At 58.9% G+C, this 17,953-nt stretch carries 20 protein-coding genes; 12 read left to right on the top strand and 8 right to left on the bottom strand.

Annotated elements, in window-relative coordinates; all coding sequences use genetic code 11:
- Positions 1–157: 157 nt before the first annotated feature.
- Positions 158–1,291, top strand: a complete 1,134-nt coding sequence (locus ACWKWM_RS08485; RefSeq protein WP_483845713.1) for a sensor histidine kinase — start codon at positions 158–160, stop codon at positions 1,289–1,291.
- A 250-nt stretch (positions 1,292–1,541) separates the two neighbouring features.
- Here the strand turns inward: ACWKWM_RS08485 and ACWKWM_RS08480 are convergent, their stop codons facing one another.
- On the bottom strand, positions 1,542–1,844 hold the full coding sequence (locus ACWKWM_RS08480) for a chaperone modulator CbpM (RefSeq protein WP_483845712.1): 303 nt from the start codon (positions 1,842–1,844) through the stop codon (positions 1,542–1,544).
- A gap of 2 nt (positions 1,845–1,846) precedes the next feature.
- Positions 1,847–2,797 (bottom strand): curved DNA-binding protein, encoded by a 951-nt coding sequence (gene cbpA / locus ACWKWM_RS08475; protein ID WP_483845711.1) that lies wholly within the window; start codon positions 2,795–2,797, stop codon positions 1,847–1,849.
- Between the two features lie 295 nt (positions 2,798–3,092).
- Between cbpA and ACWKWM_RS08470 the strand changes: the two genes are divergently transcribed.
- Positions 3,093–4,358, top strand: coding sequence for an Hsp70 family protein (locus ACWKWM_RS08470; RefSeq protein ID WP_483845710.1), 1,266 nt, complete (start codon positions 3,093–3,095; stop codon positions 4,356–4,358).
- Positions 4,359–4,386: 28 nt separating this feature from the next.
- On the opposite strand, the gene ACWKWM_RS08465 is transcribed toward ACWKWM_RS08470, so the two are convergent.
- Both ACWKWM_RS08465 and ACWKWM_RS08460 read right to left on the bottom strand, forming a co-directional pair.
- Entirely contained in the window at positions 4,387–5,397 is a 1,011-nt protein-coding gene (locus tag ACWKWM_RS08465) for an AI-2E family transporter (RefSeq protein WP_483845709.1), read from the bottom strand.
- Between the two features lie 202 nt (positions 5,398–5,599).
- The gene (locus ACWKWM_RS08460; protein ID WP_483836280.1) at positions 5,600–5,890 is read right to left on the bottom strand and encodes a PsiF family protein; all 291 of its coding nucleotides are present in this window, start codon (positions 5,888–5,890) and stop codon (positions 5,600–5,602) included.
- Positions 5,891–6,148: 258 nt separating this feature from the next.
- On the opposite strand from ACWKWM_RS08460, the gene ACWKWM_RS08455 reads away from it, so the two are divergent.
- Positions 6,149–7,033, top strand: coding sequence for a DMT family transporter (locus ACWKWM_RS08455; protein ID WP_483845708.1), 885 nt, complete (start codon positions 6,149–6,151; stop codon positions 7,031–7,033).
- 13 nt (positions 7,034–7,046) lie between these two features.
- Here the strand turns inward: ACWKWM_RS08455 and ACWKWM_RS08450 are convergent, their stop codons facing one another.
- Both ACWKWM_RS08450 and ACWKWM_RS08445 read right to left on the bottom strand, forming a co-directional pair.
- The gene (locus tag ACWKWM_RS08450; RefSeq protein ID WP_483845707.1) at positions 7,047–7,283 is read right to left on the bottom strand and encodes a hypothetical protein; all 237 of its coding nucleotides are present in this window, start codon (positions 7,281–7,283) and stop codon (positions 7,047–7,049) included.
- Between the two features lie 60 nt (positions 7,284–7,343).
- Positions 7,344–8,234, bottom strand: a complete 891-nt coding sequence (locus ACWKWM_RS08445; RefSeq protein WP_483845706.1) for an esterase/lipase family protein — start codon at positions 8,232–8,234, stop codon at positions 7,344–7,346.
- A 343-nt stretch (positions 8,235–8,577) separates the two neighbouring features.
- Between ACWKWM_RS08445 and osmE the strand changes: the two genes are divergently transcribed.
- Positions 8,578–8,922, top strand: coding sequence for an osmotically-inducible lipoprotein OsmE (gene osmE, locus ACWKWM_RS08440; protein WP_483845705.1), 345 nt, complete (start codon positions 8,578–8,580; stop codon positions 8,920–8,922).
- 73 nt (positions 8,923–8,995) lie between these two features.
- Here osmE and ACWKWM_RS08435 read toward each other — a convergent pair whose 3' ends face one another.
- Positions 8,996–9,082, bottom strand: a complete 87-nt coding sequence (locus tag ACWKWM_RS08435; RefSeq protein ID WP_442793071.1) for a small membrane protein YohP — start codon at positions 9,080–9,082, stop codon at positions 8,996–8,998.
- Between the two features lie 226 nt (positions 9,083–9,308).
- Here ACWKWM_RS08435 and ACWKWM_RS08430 point away from each other — a divergent pair, with 226 nt between their 5' ends.
- Complete coding sequence (locus ACWKWM_RS08430) at positions 9,309–9,833, top strand: ferritin-like domain-containing protein (RefSeq protein WP_483836275.1); 525 nt, start codon at positions 9,309–9,311, stop codon at positions 9,831–9,833.
- Positions 9,834–10,168: 335 nt separating this feature from the next.
- Here the strand turns inward: ACWKWM_RS08430 and ACWKWM_RS08425 are convergent, their stop codons facing one another.
- Positions 10,169–12,235 carry an AsmA family protein gene (locus ACWKWM_RS08425; RefSeq protein WP_483845704.1) on the bottom strand — a complete coding sequence of 689 codons (2,067 nt, stop codon included), beginning with the start codon at positions 12,233–12,235 and terminating at the stop codon, positions 10,169–10,171.
- 329 nt (positions 12,236–12,564) lie between these two features.
- Between ACWKWM_RS08425 and ACWKWM_RS08420 the strand changes: the two genes are divergently transcribed.
- From ACWKWM_RS08420 to ACWKWM_RS08390, 7 genes are all read left to right on the top strand, one after another.
- Positions 12,565–12,831 carry a hypothetical protein gene (locus ACWKWM_RS08420; RefSeq protein WP_483845703.1) on the top strand — a complete coding sequence of 89 codons (267 nt, stop codon included), beginning with the start codon at positions 12,565–12,567 and terminating at the stop codon, positions 12,829–12,831.
- Between the two features lie 156 nt (positions 12,832–12,987).
- The gene (locus tag ACWKWM_RS08415) at positions 12,988–13,620 is read left to right on the top strand and encodes a TetR family transcriptional regulator (protein WP_483845830.1); all 633 of its coding nucleotides are present in this window, start codon (positions 12,988–12,990) and stop codon (positions 13,618–13,620) included.
- Positions 13,621–13,899: 279 nt separating this feature from the next.
- Positions 13,900–14,400, top strand: coding sequence for an urease accessory protein UreE (ureE, locus tag ACWKWM_RS08410; protein WP_483845702.1), 501 nt, complete (start codon positions 13,900–13,902; stop codon positions 14,398–14,400).
- A complete protein-coding gene (locus ACWKWM_RS08405; protein ID WP_483845701.1) occupies positions 14,397–15,071 on the top strand; it encodes an urease accessory protein UreF in 675 nt (224 codons plus the stop codon). Before ureE ends, ACWKWM_RS08405 begins: the two co-directional genes overlap by 4 nt.
- Positions 15,072–15,105: 34 nt before the next feature.
- Complete coding sequence (gene ureG, locus ACWKWM_RS08400) at positions 15,106–15,723, top strand: urease accessory protein UreG (protein ID WP_483836270.1); 618 nt, start codon at positions 15,106–15,108, stop codon at positions 15,721–15,723.
- 24 nt (positions 15,724–15,747) lie between these two features.
- Positions 15,748–16,320 (top strand): HupE/UreJ family protein, encoded by a 573-nt coding sequence (locus ACWKWM_RS08395; RefSeq protein ID WP_483845700.1) that lies wholly within the window; start codon positions 15,748–15,750, stop codon positions 16,318–16,320.
- A gap of 214 nt (positions 16,321–16,534) precedes the next feature.
- Complete coding sequence (locus ACWKWM_RS08390) at positions 16,535–17,683, top strand: AGE family epimerase/isomerase (RefSeq protein WP_483845699.1); 1,149 nt, start codon at positions 16,535–16,537, stop codon at positions 17,681–17,683.
- Positions 17,684–17,953: the final 270 nt, after the last annotated feature.

Raw genomic sequence — 17,953 nt, 5'->3', positions numbered from 1 at the left:
GCCCTGTTGTTCACGTTATGCTCGTCCGCTACGACCGTCTACTGTCAGAAATGACAGTGGCTAGAACCCCAACGCTTGAAACTGATGTTCTTGATGCAACCCTCAGGGGTTACTATGCGCCATCTTCCCGACCGCTATGCCAGCAAGGTAATCGTCCATGCGTCTTTCCGACTTCATCGTTGCGCAAGTCGATCGAATCGTCGATGAGTGGGAAAACTTCGCGAGCACGCTGACTCCCGCGGCTGAATCCATGAACTCCGTCGAACTGCGCGACCATGCGAAAGCTATTCTGCTGGCCGCCACACGGGACATGAACACCGCCCAGACCAAAGCCGAGCAGATCGCCAAAGCGCAGGGCGAGGAACTCAATAAAACCCCGACCCTCGATGAAGCCGCCGCCAGCCACGGCGAACTGCGCCATACAGTCGGTTTCGACCTGGTGCAGATGACCTCGGAGTTTCGTCACCTACGGGCGACAGTGATCCGTTTCTGGGTCGAGAGCCTGAAGATACCCGACATGACCTCGTTTCAGGACATGATCCGTTTCAACGAGGCCATCGACGAAGCGCTGGCTGAATCCACGGCCGCCTACGCCGAGCGGGTCAATCGCTCGCGGGATATTTTCCTGGCGATTCTCGGGCACGACCTGCGGGCGCCTCTGCAAGCGGTGAGCATGTCCTCGGAGGTGCTGATGCGCAAATCCGGGCTGGACGCAACGGCGCTGGCCTATGCCGGGCGTATCAACAGCAGCAGCCGTCAGATGGCGACGATGGTCAGCGATCTGCTCGAGTTCGTGCGCAGCCGTCTTGGCGTATCGTTACCGGTCGAGCGCCAGCCGATGGAGATGGTGATCGCCTGCCGGGATGCCATCGACGAGGCCAGCGCTGGTCACCCGAACTGCAATCCGGTGTTCAACTACGATGGCGATACCCAAGGGGAGTGGGATCGCAACCGCATCGATCAGTTGCTGCGAAACTTGATTGGCAACGCGTTGCAACACGGCGCCGCCAGCCACCAGATCACCGTGACGCTGACGGGCGGCGAAAGCCACGTCACGATTGCCGTTCACAACAACGGCGAGCCGATTGCGCAGGAAGCCATCGGCAGTATTTTCGATCCACTGGTAAGAAGTGCGAACGAAGACGTGGGCAATCACAACCCATCGACCAGCCTGGGCCTTGGGCTGTTCATCGTAAAAGAAGTGGTGAATGCCCACGGCGGCAGCGTGACGGTGACGTCGAACTTCGGCGATGGCACCACGTTTACGGTGGAGTTGCCCAAGAAAGGCTGATTTCGAAACTCCCCGTGGGAGCAGACTTGTCCGCGAAGAGATTCGTGAACCCGCTGAAATTGAGTCCTCTGAAGCACCGTATTCGCGGACAGGTCCGCTCCCACTGGATTGATGTCCGTCGCGCTTTCTGCGCCGAACTCAGGTTCTGGTCCTTTCCCCGTAGGAGCGAACTTGTTCGCGAGGCGGTATGCCTGACACACCGGATCAAGCCTCGCCAACAAGTTGACTCCTACAGAGGGTCATCCGCACTTCAATCCAGTAAAAACCGCCCCAATCGCTGCTTGAGCATGCGGTTTTCGGCGCGAACATTCTCCAGCTCATCCAGCAACTCCAGCGCCAGCGCTACGCCGTCCCATTCCATTGCCAGTTCGTGGTGCAGCTTGGCCGCACGCTTGGCCACTGACAGCGAATAAGTGTCGAACAACCACTCGTCAGGCCTTTGCCCCTGAGGTTCGAGAATGCCGTGTTCGACGATCTCGATCACGTAGGCGGGCGACATGTCGACCACCTGACAGAATTCCTTCATATCCAGCTCTACAACCAGGGTGCTCATGATCAGTTACTCCATTGGGCCCTCGGATCGAAAGCCGCCGTGTCGGCCAGCTTTTCCCACAAGGCCTTGGCGGCGTCATCGGTTGTCTTGGGCATCACGACTTTGAGTTGAGCATACAAATCGCCTCGCTGCCCCTGTTTGTTCATCAGGCCATTACCCTTGACCCGCAGGCGTTGGCCGGTCTGGCTGTCGGGGCGGATGGTCAGGTTGATCTTGCCGGTCAGGGTCGGTACCGCGATTTTCGCGCCCAGCGCCGCCTCCCATGGGGCGAGCGGCACAGTGATGATCAAATCGTGGCCTTCCACATCGAACTTGGGATGCGGCGCCAAACGCAGTGTCAGGTACAGATCGCCATTTTCACCCCCGCCAATGCCGGGCGCGCCCTGCCCTTTGAGCCGAATGCGCTCGCCGTCCGTCACGCCTGCCGGGATTTTCACGTTCAGTGTCTTGGTGATGTCAGCCATCCGCTGACCCGCCGCGTTGTGTTGCGGCACCTTGAAGCTGACTTGCTTGGATTCGGTCGACAGCGTTTCTTCCAGAAAAACCGGCAATTCCATTTCCACGTCTTGTCCTCGACGACCACTGCTGTATGCACGACCGCCCTGCTGAGCGCGATTGCCAAAAATCGAACTGAAAAACTCGGAGAAATCGCCGGTGGAATCGAAACCACCGTCACCGCCACCCGCGCCGCCTCGGCTCTGCCAACCCGGCGGCCCCTGAAACGGTCGGCCTTGCTGGCCGTACTTGCGAATGTCGTCGTACTCGGCGCGCTTTTCGGCGCTGCTGAGCACTTCGTAGGCCTCGTTGGCCTCTTTGAACTTGTCCTCGGCGCCTTTCTCTTTACTGACGTCGGGGTGGTACTTACGCGCCAGCTTGCGGTAGGCGGTTTTGATTTCCTTGTCGTCAGCCGTCGGCTCCACGCCAAGAATCTTGTAATAATCTTTGAAATCCATCTAACGATCACCCATTCCGGATTCCAGCTGCGTTGCAAACAGCGTCCTCAGTTGAGGACGCCTGGCGTGCTGGATGTTGCAAGATTGTCGGGCCACGACTTCGCGTGCTTGAAGCATCGCTCAAAGTTGCAGCGCAAGGTAGGAATTAACACGGAGAATGGGGGCAGATCCCGGCAGTTCAAGCCAAACGGCTCAAATAGACGCGTATCCGTGTATAAACCGACGTCTCGCCCTACGCATCCGTCGCACACTCGCATACACTGCGCGGCCGTTTTTTGACTGGAACGTAAAGAACATGAGTAAGCAAACTCCAGCCCGTGCCTGTGGTATCGACTTTGGCACCTCCAACTCCACCGTCGGCTGGCTGCGACCGGGGATGGACACCATGATCGCGCTGGAGGACGACAAAATCACCCTGCCTTCGGTGGTGTTCTTCAACATGGAAGAACGTCGTCCGGTGTACGGCCGCCTTGCGCTGCACGAATACCTGGAAGGCTACGAAGGCCGGTTGATGCGCTCGCTCAAAAGCCTGCTGGGCTCCAAGCTGATCAAGCACGACACCAGCGTGCTGGGCACAGCGATGCCGTTCAAGGATTTGCTCGCGCTGTTCATCGGTGAGCTGAAAAAGCGCGCTGAAGCGACCGCAGGTCGTGAATTCGAAGAAGTGGTGCTGGGCCGCCCGGTGCATTTTGTCGATGACGACATCATGGCCGACCAGGAAGCCGAAGACACTCTGGCCGAAGTCGCGCGCAAGATTGGATTCAAGGACGTGTCGTTCCAGTACGAACCTATTGCGGCCGCGTTTGACTACGAGTCGACGCTTGAGCGTGAAGAGCTGGTATTGATCGTCGACATCGGCGGGGGTACGTCGGACTTCTCGCTGGTGCGTCTGTCACCAGATCGCCGTTTCTATGACGACCGCCACGAGGACATTCTTGCCACGGGCGGCGTGCACATCGGCGGTACGGATTTCGACAAGCAACTGAGCCTGCAGGGCGTGATGCCGTTGTTTGGCTACGGCAGCCGGATGAAAAGCGGCGCTTACATGCCCACCAGTACGCACATGAACCTGGCGACGTGGCACACCATTAACTCGGTGTACTCGCAAAAGTCCCAACTGGCACTGGGCAGCATGCGCTACGACATCGAAGACACCCAGGGCATCGACCGCCTGTTCAAGCTGATCGATCAGCGCGCCGGGCACTGGCTGGCGATGGAAGTGGAAGAAACCAAGATCCAACTGACCCATGCCGACAATCGTGTGGTGCCAATGGACCGGGTCGAGCCCGGGTTGAGCGTCGATCTGACCCGCGTGTTGTTCGAGTCCGCCATCGATGCGCTGCTCGAACGCGTGCGCAACAGCGTGACGGCATTGCTCAAAGATGCGGGCGCGGCGGTGACGGATGTCGATACGGTGTTCTTCACCGGCGGTTCGAGCGGTATCCCGGCCTTGCGCAATGGCGTCTCGGCAATGCTGCCCAATGCTCGGCACGTGGAAGGCAACATCTTCGGCAGTATCGGCAGCGGCTTGGCGATTGAAGCGAAGAAGCGGTATGGCTGAAGGCTTCTGCCCGGAGGGCGACTGATCGTTAGACCAAATCAGCCCTGCGCAACTCGCTCTTGAGATACGCATAATAAATCGGCCCTGCCACCACTCCAGGCAGGCCGAAAGCCGCTTCGAAAATCAGCATGGCCAGCAGCAATTCCCACGATTTGGCACTGATCTGCCCGCCGACGATCCGCGCGTTGAGGAAGTACTCGACCTTGTGGATCACGATCAGATAACCCAAGGCCGCCAGCGCCACCCAGATCGACAGCGACATGCCGACGATGAAGATCAGCGTGTTCGACATCAGATTCCCCACTACCGGCAGCAAACCCAGCAGGAAGGTCAGGACGATCAGCGTCTTGGTCAGCGGCAGGTGTACGCCACACAACGGCAGGACCACGGCGAGAAAGATGGAAGTGAACGCCGTGTTCAGCAGTGAAATTTTGATCTGCGCGAAGACGATGTTGCGAAATGCCTGGCTGAGCAGGTGCAGACGCTCGAACAGCGCCGCCGCCAGCGGTTTGCGCTTGGTGACGTCCGGAACGCGCTGCAGGGCGATGATCGCACCGAGCACCATGCCGATCAGCAACGTCACGAACATATGGGCCGCGCCTTTGCCCAGCAATTGCAGCTCGCCGACGTGCTTGGCGAGCCAGGCACCCAGCGACACCCGAAATTCGGTAGCGCTGGCAGGCAGGTAGCTGTCGATGAAAGGCGGCAACTGGCCGCGCGCGCGGTCCACTAAGATCATGAACTTATCCAGCGACGCGCCGGGGTTTTCCGCCTCGTGCAGCAAGAAGCTGATGGCGCCGGCAAACAGCAGCGCAAGGACAGTGACCACCAGCGTGCCGAGTAACGCCACCGCCAGCCAGCGCGCACGCTCGCCCGCGATCAGGCGTTGAAGCTGCGGTGTGAGCATGTCGACCAGCTCGTACACCAGCAAACCCGCCAGCAAACTCGGCAGAAGGTTCAGCGGAAGGACCAGCAACAAGCCGCCGAAGACGAGAATCCAGCTGGCCAGGAAAACGTGACGTGGAGAAAACGTTGGCATACAGCCTCAAAACGAGCGGCCTGAAGAGGTGGGCAGTCTGCCAGCGTTCCGGGTCCAGAACCAGCGGTCAGACGGCTTGAGCCGGACTGCGGGTCGGGGCAGTGCGACTGCACCCTGAATCATCGGCTGCAATCACACGCTCTTGCCCCGGTGGCATACGGCACTGCCCGAGAATTTCCGATGCTCGGACGGCCCCGTAAAATTATTTCTTCTTGAGACAATCGCTCATGAACGCTTTGCGCGCATCACCTTTGAGCGCCTGAGTGCCCGCTGTGGCGTTGCAGGTTTTCATTTTGTCTTGCTGCGTTGCCGCCGGTGCTGGCGCAGCTTTGAGGCAGGTGCTCATGAATGTTTTGCGTTCGTCGCCTTTGAGGGACTTGGCGCTCGCATCGGCGTTGCAGGTGGTCATTTTGTTCTGTTGCGCAGTGGCGGCGAAACCCTGGGCGCACATCAACAGACCTACGACCAGCAAAGGAACACGCAGCATCTTCATCGACTCATCTCCTGGATCGCCGCACGGTCGGCGGCTTCGAGTGGAGTGTAGCCAAAGATCATTGCGACATATGTCAGTGGCAATGATGGTCCGTTGGAGCGAGGCTTGCCCGCGAAGCTAGCACCTCGGTTTACCTGACACTCCGCGTTCTCAGCTTCGCGGGCAAGTCGGGATGCCGGCCACTCGCTCGAACAAAGGCAGGTAGACGCAACCGCCGACAAGCGGATAATGCGCGCTCATCTTCAAACGGCAGCCCCCATGCAATACCTTTACCCCTTACTGACCGTGTTCATCTGGGCAGGTAACAATGTCATCACCAAGGCGGCTGCCGGCCGGATATTCCCCGCCGAGATCGGGTTCTACCGCTGGTTACTGGCGGGCCTTCTGTTTACCCCGTTCCTGCTGCGTCCGGTACTGAAGAACTGGCCGATCATCAAACCCAATCTCGGCAAAATCGCCATCCTGGCGGTGCTGGGCATGGCAATTTATCAAAGCCTGGCCTATTTCGCGGCGACGATCACCACCGCCACCAACATGGGCATCATTTTGTCGCTGGTGCCCATCGTCACGCTGGCAATGTCGATCATCACCCTGGGCAATCGCTTGACCATGGGGGCACTGGTGGGCGCAGTGCTGTCATTTATCGGGGTTTTGTTCGTGGTGTCTCAGGGTAGCTTGACGGTCTTGCTGGCCCACGGCGTCAACATGGGCGACCTGATGATGCTGATCGCTACCACGGCCTATGCGGTCTACAGCACGCTGCTGAAAAAATGGAAGCTGGGGCTGCCGCCGCTGCAATTGCTGTATCTGCAAATTCTGGTGGCGATAGTGGTTCTGATGCCGCTGTTTTTGCTGTCGCAGAAAACCGGGCTGAACCTGAGCAATATCGGGTTGGTGTTATACGCCTGCATCCCGACATCGATGCTTGCGCCCTTGTTGTGGATGAAAGCCATCAGCGTCCTCGGCCCAAGCCGCACGACGCTGTTTTTCAACCTCATCCCGTTGCTGACCGCGCTGATTGCCTCGGTCGCATTAGGTGAGCAGCTTGCCCTGTATCACTTGCTGGGCGGTGCGTTGACGCTACTGGGCGTGATCCTTGCCGAACGCTGGACCACGCCGGTGCGATCTGTCACAACAACTTGAGTGTGCGCCATCATCAGGCATTTTCCGAACCCTCGACGCTGTGAATCGACACATCGGTGATGCCCACGACATGGGGCATGTCCAGGTGCGGCGCACCTGATCCCAACGGATCGTCGTCTACCGCGACGTGGTGTTTGAGCGCCAGCTCGTGCACCACTTCGATGATGGGCACATCGAGGTCTTCAATGACGTCTACGTGGTGCTCACCTGCCAGGGTGTACTCGATTTCATACAGTTCTTTATCGCTCATCGCATCACTTCCTCAACGACCATCTTGGCGCCGACTGACTACGAACTTCGGCTCATAAAGTTAAAGACCGGCGGCTTTAAGGCGCGCGGCATGTTCCAGAAACAGCCCGACAGGATTGGCTCCTTTGCCGACCAGGCCGAGGCTCTGGTTGACGATGTCGAAATGGTCGAGCGGATAGTCATCCCTGATGACCGTGCCCAGATGAGAACTGAATCGCCCGACCATGCCATCAGATTGACCTCGCTCTTTTGTGAACGTGCGAGCGAATATTCGGCACGTGATGTTAGTGCCGTCGAGAAGGTTTAAACCGCGATTGGTTCGCCCTTTTTGCAAGGTTCCGGACCAAGAGTAATAACGCACGCCATTGACCAGTTCTTGCCCCTGCCCGCCCCAAGTGGTTGGCAAACCCTGGGGGTATTTCTGGTTGAAGGCGGCGACACCTGAAGTGGTCAGCGAATGGTGGGCGGCGTCGAGATCCGTCGGCAGCCGCGTGCCGCGATAGCCGGTGTCGAGCAAGTGCATCATCCACCCGACCAACAGCAACGCGGCGTTGAGCAGACGACCGCGTGCGGTGTGACGAGGGAAGCGCGACTCAATGAAATCCGCCAGCTCAGAGCCATGGTTGGGCCCGGCCACGGAAGTCACCGACGCGACGAGGTCCGGGCGCTTGGCGGCGGCGTAGCGAATGGTCAGAGCGCCCTGGCTGTGTCCGATCAGGTTGACCTTTTCGGCGCCGGTTTCCCGCAGGATTTCTTCGATACGGCCCAGCAGCTGCTCGCCGCGAATTTCCGATGAGTTCATCGCCGACACCATTACCGGAATCACCGTGGCGCCGCCGCGACGAAGATTCGGCACGATGCCGTACCAGTAGGGGTAAATCACCAGATTCACAAAACCCAATAACCCCGGCACCAGAACGATGGGGTAACGCGTGGTCTGGGTTTGGGTCATGAGAAGGCTCCTTCAAGATAGGCATGCATTGGCCAAGACCGGGATTGGGGTAGCGGCGCAGATCCAATGTGGGAGCGGACCTGTCCGCGAAGACTGATTATCAGCCGCTAAAGATGCGTTGAATGTACCGCCCCTTCGCGGACGGGTCCGCTCCCACAGGATTTGAGGCAATTCGATATCGAGTAATCCCCCCGAAGCCTCGCTCCAACAGGTCCAAATTAAACCGCTCTACGTGACAAACAAACGTAATGCCCCATCGCCATCAATCCAATCGAACTCTTTCACCCGGCCAACGCTCATAACAGCAACGAGCCAACAATGGCTCTTTCTCTGGAGTGACCTTATGTTCAAGCAATCCTTGGCAGTAGCGGGTGCGTGTGTGGTAGCCGCGTTGGCGGGTTGTACATCGACTACACCGGCCAATCCGGTGGACTACGTGACCTACCGCAATCAGCCGCTGGTCAAGCAAGTCGAAGAAGGCATGACCAAAGAACAAGTCCTGACCATTGGTGGCACGCCGTCCACGACTGTGCAGCGTAAAGCGCACCCAGGCACCTGCAACAACTACGTGCTTAACCGTGAAGGCCATCAACAGCCTTACTACATCACGTTTGACAACAACGGCCGCGTCAACAGCAAGGGCTTCATGACCTGCGAACAACGCGATACCAACGAACGCGCGATGTAAACCACACGTTTTCAAGACGTAAAAAAAGCCCGAATCAATCGGGCTTTTTTGTGGGTGTCGTTCCGGTCTTGGATTAGAACACCAGCTTGAACAAGGCGATCACCACGATCAGGCCGATAATAAAAATGATTCCGACGGTGCCACCAAGAAACTTCAGCATTGGTTCTCTCCATTGATAATTTCAGTCTCAAAGCTGGGACCGCAGCGGAGCGCGCTGGTTTCGTTGATTTTTAACATCGGACCTCATTGGCAAATCAAATAAAACTTTTCAGTTCCCCTGCCACTCACAGGTTAAGACCCGATCATGCCGGGCGTCAGTCAACGTAGTAGCCGACTGACGCATCTAGAGCGCGACGGGATAACCGGATTAGCCCTGGAGAATTATGATGACCGAACTATCGAGTGTGACCGAACTGCGCGAACGCGCACGCCGTAACGTGGAAAACGGGGCTGTGACCGAATCCTACAGCGCTGACATCGAAACGGTGATCCGCTTGCTCAACGAGTCGCTGGCCACCGAACTGGTCTGCGTGCTGCGTTACAAGCGCCACTATTTCATGGCCAAAGGTGTGAAAGCCCACGTCGCCGCTGAAGAGTTTCTGGAGCACGCGACTCAGGAAGCCCAACACGCTGACAAACTGGCCGAGCGCATTGTGCAGCTGGGCGGCGAGCCGGAATTCAACCCGGACCTGCTGTCAAAGAACTCCCACGCGCAGTACGTTGCCGGCAATACGCTTAAAGAGATGGTGACTGAAGACCTGGTGGCCGAGCGCATCGCGATCGACAGCTACCGCGAGATCATTCAGTACATCGGCGACAAAGACCCGACAACCCGTCGCCTGTTCGAAGAGATTCTGGAGCAGGAAGAAGAGCACGCCGACGACATGGCAGACTTGCTCGACGGCATCTGATTGACGTCGCGGTAATGCAAAAAGCCAGGACTTAAGTCCTGGCTTTTTTGTGGACGCCATTTCTATTGCGTACGCCAATTCCCCATGGGAGCGGACCTGTCCGCGATGGGGTCGGTACATCCGGCATATTTCTAACGTCTGACGGATAGCCCTCGCGGACGGGTCCGATCCCACAATGGATTTGCGGCGCCGCTGATAGGTGGGTTCAACACAAATCCCGTGGGAGCGGACCTGTCCGCGAAGACGTTGTTACACCCACAGATATCTGTCGAATGTACCGCCCTCTTCGCGGGCAAGTCCGCTCCCACGAATCTCCGCACGATCACATAACGCGATTACTGAACTGTCTTAGGCGCCTTACCTGAGCGCATCTGCTCAAGCAACGGCGCACATTGATTAGGCTCGCCACCGCTCGGTGCCACCAACGCCAACAGACCCGCAGCCGGCCCCGCGACAGCACCCAGCAGCACCATCCCGGCACCGCGCAGTAACAATGGGCCTGATTGCACACCCGCGCTCGGCTTGGCAAACGCGCCACGCACATACAATGGCGAACGCAGCGAGAACACGCGGAAGCCCTTGGATTCCGGGGTGATCTTCATGTCCAGCTGTTCGGTCTTGAAGTTGGCCGTACCGTCGATGTAGATAATCGCGTTCTCAGTATCGAATACAGACAGCTTGGTGCTGGCCAAACCGTTCTTGATCTCCAGAGCAGTGGCCGCGCAGTTAATCTTCACGTCCTTGTCACCGAACAAACGACCTACGACGTAGTTACCCACGTTCAGACCGGCGATCTCCATTAGGCTGCGACTGATCGCTCCATCATTGACCAATAGCTTCAGCTCGCCATTGGAGGTCCCCAACAGCGCGGCAACCGAATTGCCCCTGCCGCTGATGTCGGCGTCGCCATTTAACTCACCGAAACTGGTTTTCATCGGCTCGAACGTCGGGAACAGCTGCTTGAGCTTAAAGTTACGCGCCGTCAGTTTGGCTCGTCCTTCCAGCGGCTGCGCATGGCCGTTCAAACGGATATCGGCGTCCAGCTTGCCGCCCGCCACACCGAATCGCAGCGGTTGCAGGCTCAATTGGCCATCGTTGAGCACGACGTGGGTGTACAGATCGGTGAACGGCAGCTCGGCGCTTTGCACGATTTTCTTGCCGGTGAACTCGACATCGGCGTCCATCGCGCTCCAGCGATCGGTCTTGAATTCCTCGACCGGCAAGACCTTATCGGTCGGCTGCTTGCTCTCGCCGCCTCGGCTCTTTTGCTCGGCGTTGGAGTCAGCACCAATGAGCGGCTTCAGGTCCGCCATCAGCAATTGATTGGATACCAGCGCGCCGGTCAATTTAGGACGCGGCTGGCTCGCCACGAAACTCAGGTCACCGTGAATATCGCTGCTGCCAATCTTGCCGTTGAAGCCCTGATATTTGAACGAGGCGCCCGCCGCATCATGCAGATGCGCAATCAATCGGCCGTCCGTTGAGTAAGGCGGCGAATCCGGCAGCGTCACGCCCGTCAGCGGATACAGATTGCCCAGGCTGTCGCCAGAGAGCTTCAGGCGCAAATCCAGTTCGCCGAGATTCTGCGGATCGGTCACGGTGCCTGCCACAGCGACTCGGGTATTGCCCGCGCTGACATCGACCTGTACCGGGAACGGCTGCTTGGCGTCTTTCAGCGCCAACAGCCCGCCGACCTTGCCTGTACCGTTGAGCTTCTCGCCGTGATACTGACCTTTGGCCGTGAAGCCAAAGGCATAGTCCTGCGCCGAACCCCCTTTGTCCTGCACCTTCTTGGCTTCGCCGCTGCCGACGATGTCGCTGAAAGGAATCGGTTTGCCCAAGGGATCAATCACCACATCGATTTGCGTATTGATCTTCTGATCGTTGTAGCCCACCAAGCCCTTGTCGAAACCGATGGAGCCAATGTCCATCACCCACTTTGAAGGCTCCGCGCTGGGATCGCTTTTGGGCAAATCAAACACCCAGTTGGCGCGACCGTCTGCCAGACGCTCCAGTTTTGCGTTGGGTTCGGTCAGATTGATTCGTGGGATGGAGATGGTTTGCGTCAGAAGTGGCAGCGGCGAAAGCCTGAATTCGACACGTTTGAGGGTCACCATTTGCGGGTTCTTCGACCACTCCGGATTGCCCAGCGTGATGTCTTCGGCCGACAGGTGCGGCCACGGCACCCAAGCACGCCAACCGCCCTCATCAGGCTCGCGACCCCAGTTCACTGCGAGATTGCCATTGATGGCAAACGGTCGATGGAGCGCTTCGGACACTTTTTCGTTGAGCGTCGGCTTGATGCGGTTCCAGTCGAAGGTGGCGATCACGATGATCAAAATGGCTATCAACAGCACCAGGATGGCGCCCGTCCAGGCAAAAATCTTACGGCCTCGCGTCATTGCGTTTTCTCCCCAAATACCGACGCGCCATCCGAGGCGCCTCGCAAACGTCTTAGCGCTTCGACTGACAAAAACCCTGTGGGTTTGATTGATCTCGAAAGTTTTCGATACCGCAGGATTTTCAGCCGGTTCCACGATGGCGCAGCAGGCGCTCTGAAATCCCCAGGAAGAGGCACGACGCTCACGCTGAAGCCCTTGATTGGCGGGGCTTTGCGGCCAGAATCATTTCTGTCGATTGTTACCATCACATCTATGAACTTTTGTATCGACAAACCCCCTGTATTATCGGCTCCATGTTCTTTAAACGCCCTTCCGGGGAGCACCTAATCATGAAACGACAACTGCTGCTTAGCCTGACTCTTTCACTTCTCGCCACGAGCGCGTTCGCCCTGCCTGCCAGCGAGCAACCGATCCTTGGTCAGATGAAAGCCACTCAGCAAGCAGTGCTGCCTACCCTCGCTCAGGACGGCAAACTGATTCAGCAATACCAACGCGTCGCCGAGGACGGTGCAACCAGCAACCTCGCTCGCCAATACCAGCGTGTGGCCGACAACGGTCCCGATCGGATTATTCAGCAATACCAGCGCGTTTCTTGATCACTCCAAACTCGCTCACCAAGCCCGGCCATCGCGCCGGGCTTTTTCATTCTGTTTTGCCTGCACCCGCTCTTTCGGTCTGAAGCCGGGTTCGACGCCGCGCGAATGCATTTGTTAGAGTGCAGCGCAATGCCCAGCCAGAACCACACCCACCCGATGCTGCCCCGCGCCGAACAAAAACAGCAAACCCGCCACGCCTTGCTCGATGCAGCCAAAGGCTTGATGGACAGTGGGCGAGGGTTCGGCAGTTTGAGCCTGCGCGAAGTGGCAAAAACAGCAGGCATCGTCCCGACCGGTTTCTATCGTCACTTCGACGACATGGATCACCTGGGCTTGGCGTTAGTCACTGAAGTGGGCCAGACCTTCCGCCAGACCATTCGCCGAGTCAGGCGCACAGACTCCCTGGCGACAGGCATCATCGACGCTTCGGTGCGGATATTTCTCGATGACGTGGCCGCCAATCGTTCGCAGTTTCTGTTCCTGGCTCGCGAGCAATATGGCGGCTCGCTAAAAGTGCGTCAGGCACTGGGCGCGCTGCGCGAAGCGATCATTGCTGACCTGGCGACAGACCTTGCGTCGATGCCCAAATTTCAGCACCTGAACACTAACGATCTGGCGGTTATGGCGGATCTGGTGGTCAAGAGCGTGTTTGCGATGCTCCCGGAACTGATCGACCCGCCGCCCCCCTCCTTGGCCGAACACCTCACGCCACGCGCCAAAATCACTCAGCAATTGCGCTTTATCTTTATCGGCGCCAAGCGCTGGCAGGGGTTGGGGAGTACGGAATAGGACCCAAATGCGCTGCTCCTGTAGGAGCGAATTTATTCGCGAGGCGCCTGTGTTCCTGTCCCAATTCCTCTATCCAACTATTTCTCGCGAATAAATTCGCTCCTACAGAAAGCCCGCCGCCCCAAAATCGCGCACCGTACGTGATGACGCACCAAGATCTATCGCACAGCGCTATTAATGGGGACGGTCACGCACCGAATGTAGGCAATTTCCTACAGCCCGCTCTGTTGGCAAGCCCCTTGCTCTGGCTTTTGCATCGCATTCGCTGGAAGCTTTCTTATGTTGGTGATTCACCAAAAAGTCGAACCCTGCGCCGAATGGGCCGCCGAGCTGCATTTGAATTTCGAAGCGCGCAGCAAGAGTCGCTTGCGCTGCTTCAGTTCAGAAGGCGAAGACGTCGGGCTGTTTCTTGAGCGCGGCCAACCGCCGTTGCGCGACGGCGACTTTCTCAAGGCCGAAGACGGTCGGGTGGTACGGATCTGCGCCCGCCCGGAGCAGCTGATGCATGTCACCTGCTCCAGCACCTATGAACTGACACGGGCCGCTTATCACTTGGGCAATCGTCACGTTGCGCTGCAAGTCGGCGATGGCTGGCTGCGCCTGCTCGACGACTACGTTCTCAAGGCGATGCTCGATCAATTGGGCGCCACCACCGAATCCATCGAAGCGCCCTTCTCGCCTGAACATGGCGCGTACGGAGGCGGGCATCACCACTCGCGCGCGGGCGAGGAAGATTTCAACTACGCCCCGAAGATTCACCATTTCGGCGTGCGCATATGAACAGCGCCTGGGCGCTTTTGCGTCTGGCCAGCCCGCAGTTGCCCATTGGCGGCTACAGCTATTCGCAAGGGCTGGAAATGGCGGTCGAGCAATCAATCGTCACTGACCCGGCCAGTGCCGGACGTTGGATCGGCGATCAATTGCTGCTCAATCTGGCGCGCTTCGAAGCCCCGCTGCTACTGGCACACTGCACCGCCGCTGCCGAAAACGATTGGGCGCAGTTGCTGCAACTGAGTCACCAACACCGCGCCAGTCGCGAGACCCGCGAGCTGCACCTGGAAAGTCGGCAGATGGGCTACTCACTCAAGCAGTTGTTGCTTGGGCTGCCGGAAATGGATCAGCCCGCTAAAGACTTTCTTGACCAGCTGGAAGAACCGCATCTGGCCCTGTGCTGGGCGCTGGCTGCCCGCGCGTGGCAGATCAGCCCGCAGGACGCGCTGTCCGCCTGGCTCTGGAGTTGGCTGGAAAACCAGCTTGCGGTGTTGATGAAGACGTTGCCGCTGGGTCAGCAGGCGGCACAACGACTCACCAGCCAACTGTTGCCGCTGCTGCAACGCGCCCAGCAACACGCCACGACTCAAGACCCACGCCACATCGGCAGCGCGCCGTTCGGCGTGGCCCTGGCGAGCATGGCCCACGAACGCCAATACAGCCGTCTGTTTCGGTCCTGACTTCTGTGAATAAAAGATCAACGGAGAACACTCAATGAACAGCCAACCCTTGCGCATCGGTATCGGCGGCCCGGTCGGGTCCGGTAAAACCGCTCTAACCCTGGCCCTGTGCCTGGCGTTGCGCGACCGCTACAACCTGGCGGTGGTCACCAACGACATCTACACCCGCGAAGACGCCGACTTTCTGGTGCGTAACGAAGCCCTGGCGCCGGAACGCATCATCGGCGTGGAAACCGGCGGCTGCCCGCACACGGCAATTCGTGAAGACGCTTCGATCAATCTGGAAGCCGTCGACCAGCTCAACCGCCGCTTTCCGGGGCTGGATCTGATCATCGTGGAATCAGGCGGTGACAACCTCTCGGCCACTTTCAGCCCGGAACTGTCGGACCTGACCCTTTACGTGATCGACGTCTCGGCAGGCGACAAGCTGCCGCGCAAGGGCGGGCCGGGCATCTGCAAATCCGACTTGCTGGTGATCAACAAAATCGACCTGGCACCGCTGGTGGGCGCGTCGCTGGAGATGATGGACCGCGACACCAAGAAGATGCGCGGCGACAAGCCGTTCGTGTTCAGCAATCAGAAAACCGGACAAGGTCTGGAAGCCATCATCGCCTTCATCGAGCGTCAGGGTCTGCTGACCGAAGCGGCCTGAGTCTTTTTCCCAAGGAGTGTGTTCATGAATTACAAACAAGCCGTCAGCGCGCTGGCCCTGTTGCTGATCCCGGCACTGGCGTTTGCCCATCCCGGTCATGACGAAAGCGGACTGGTCGCGGGCATCAGCCACCCATTGGGCGGTCTGGATCACTTGCTGGCGATGGTGGCCGTGGGTCTGTGGGCCGCACAGCAGAAAGGCGCGCCGCGCTGGGCGCTGCCTTGCACGTTCGTGGGCACCCTGTTGATCGGTGGCTTGCTGGGCTTTGAAGGCTTGGATGTGCCGGGTCTGGAAAGCGGCATCGCGGCCTCGGTATTTGCGTTGGGCCTGGCGGTTGCGCTGGCAGTGCGTCCACCTTTGCTCATGGCCGTCGCGGCGACTGCGCTGTTTGCGATGTTCCACGGCGTGGCCCACGGTCTTGAGCTGCCGGAGATGGCCAGCCCTTGGGGTTACGCAGCCGGTTTCGTCGGCGCAACGGCGGCGCTGCATGCCGCCGGTTATGCGGTTGTGCGCTTCCTGCCAACGGCTGCAGCGCCCATCGTGCGCATCGCTGGCGCCCTGGCTGCCGCGGCAGGTGTCTGGATGTTCGCCGGTTAACGCCGCACCCTTGTAGGAGCTGCCGAGCAGAGCGAGGCTGCGATTAAAGTCTGTCTTACACACCGCATCGGTCGGGCGCGACCCCGGAGCCTCGCGTTGCTCGGCAGCTCCTACAAAAGCGAAGGCATAGGCCGCCTCCAGATTTGCATCTGACTCCAAATCCCACCTCCTGCTACCATGTCGCGCAATTTGCCACTGCCGTGACGCTAACTCGATGCCTGACACTCGCCCTGCCGACAAGCCCCCCCTGAAAGCCGTATTCGCCGCCGTGCGCCAGCATTTCATGCAGGTGATCGTGCCGATGTGGTTGCGTGCTGGCTGGAATGACGAGATGGCATTGCCTTACGAAGCAGTCGACGCGAAGCATCAGCCATTACCACCCCAACGCTATCGGGCCATGGCCTGCGCGCGACAGCTATTTCTGTTTTCCAACCTGATCGATGACCCGTCCGTGCCTGAAGCCGGGGCTCGCGCGGCAGCGTTGTTCCGGTCGTTGCAGCAGCATTTCCACGATGCCGAACACGGCGGCTGGTTCTACAGCATCGACCCGCAGGGCGTTCCACTGGACCGCCGCAAAGACCTCTACACCCACGCCTTCATCGTGTTTGCGTGCGCTCATTACTGGGCCAAAGCGCGCGAGCCGTTGGTTGAGTCAACCCTCAATGCCGCACTGAACGTGGTCGCCGAGCGCTTTGCCGACGGCGAGGGTTTGTACGAAGCGGTGCTTGATGAGGACTGGTCACGACTGAATGCCGGGCCGTTGCAGAACCCGCTGATGCATTTGGCCGAAGCTTTTCTGGTGACCGTAGAAGTGCGTGAAGACGCCCACACGCAGGCTGCGCTGGATGCGTTAGTCGCTGGCATGCAACGCCGCTTCGTGGACGTTGAGCACGGGGTAATGCTGGAAAAACCGCTGGGAGCTGTGGATAACTGGTCCGAGCCTGGGCATCAGTTCGAGTGGTTCTATTTGCTGGAATCGTCAGAGCACTTGCGTGACACCCCGTTGCATCGCTCGCTGACCACGGCTTTCGCCCACGCGCAGGCCCAGGGCGTTGATCCGAAGACTGGCGCTGTCGCGGCGATGCTGGAAGTAGACGGATCGATGAAGGACGGCACGCAACGGATCTGGGCTCAAGCCGAATATCTGCGCGCACTGACCCTGCGGCCTGACAGCCAGAATCTGCTGGCCCGACAACTGACCGCGCTACAACAGCGGTTTTTGCATCCGACCGGCTGGAACGAATGCCTGGACTGCGATGGCACGGTCAGCCGCAGCGACATGCCGTCTACCACGCCGTATCACCTCGCGACCTGCTATATCGGCCTCGCCCAGTATTTCAAAGACACCGCCGCGCCCCTGTAGGAGCGAACTTGTTCGCGAGGCGTCAGCTCTGGAACCGCATGACCTGTAGGAGCCGCCGAGCCGCGCGAGGCTGCGATGCGATATGCCTGACACACCGCAATCGCAGCTTCGCGGGCAAGCCTCGCTCCAACGGGTGTCGCCCGGCCTGTAGGAGCGAACTTGTTCGCGAGACGTCAGCTCTGGAACCGCATGGCCTGTAGGAGCCGCCGAGCCGCGCGAGGCTGCGATGCGATATGCCTGACACACCGCAATCGCAGCTTCGCGGGCAAG

This window comes from Pseudomonas rosaeacicularis (assembly GCF_057128745.1).
This window is presented reverse-complemented; position numbering and strand designations above follow the sequence as displayed.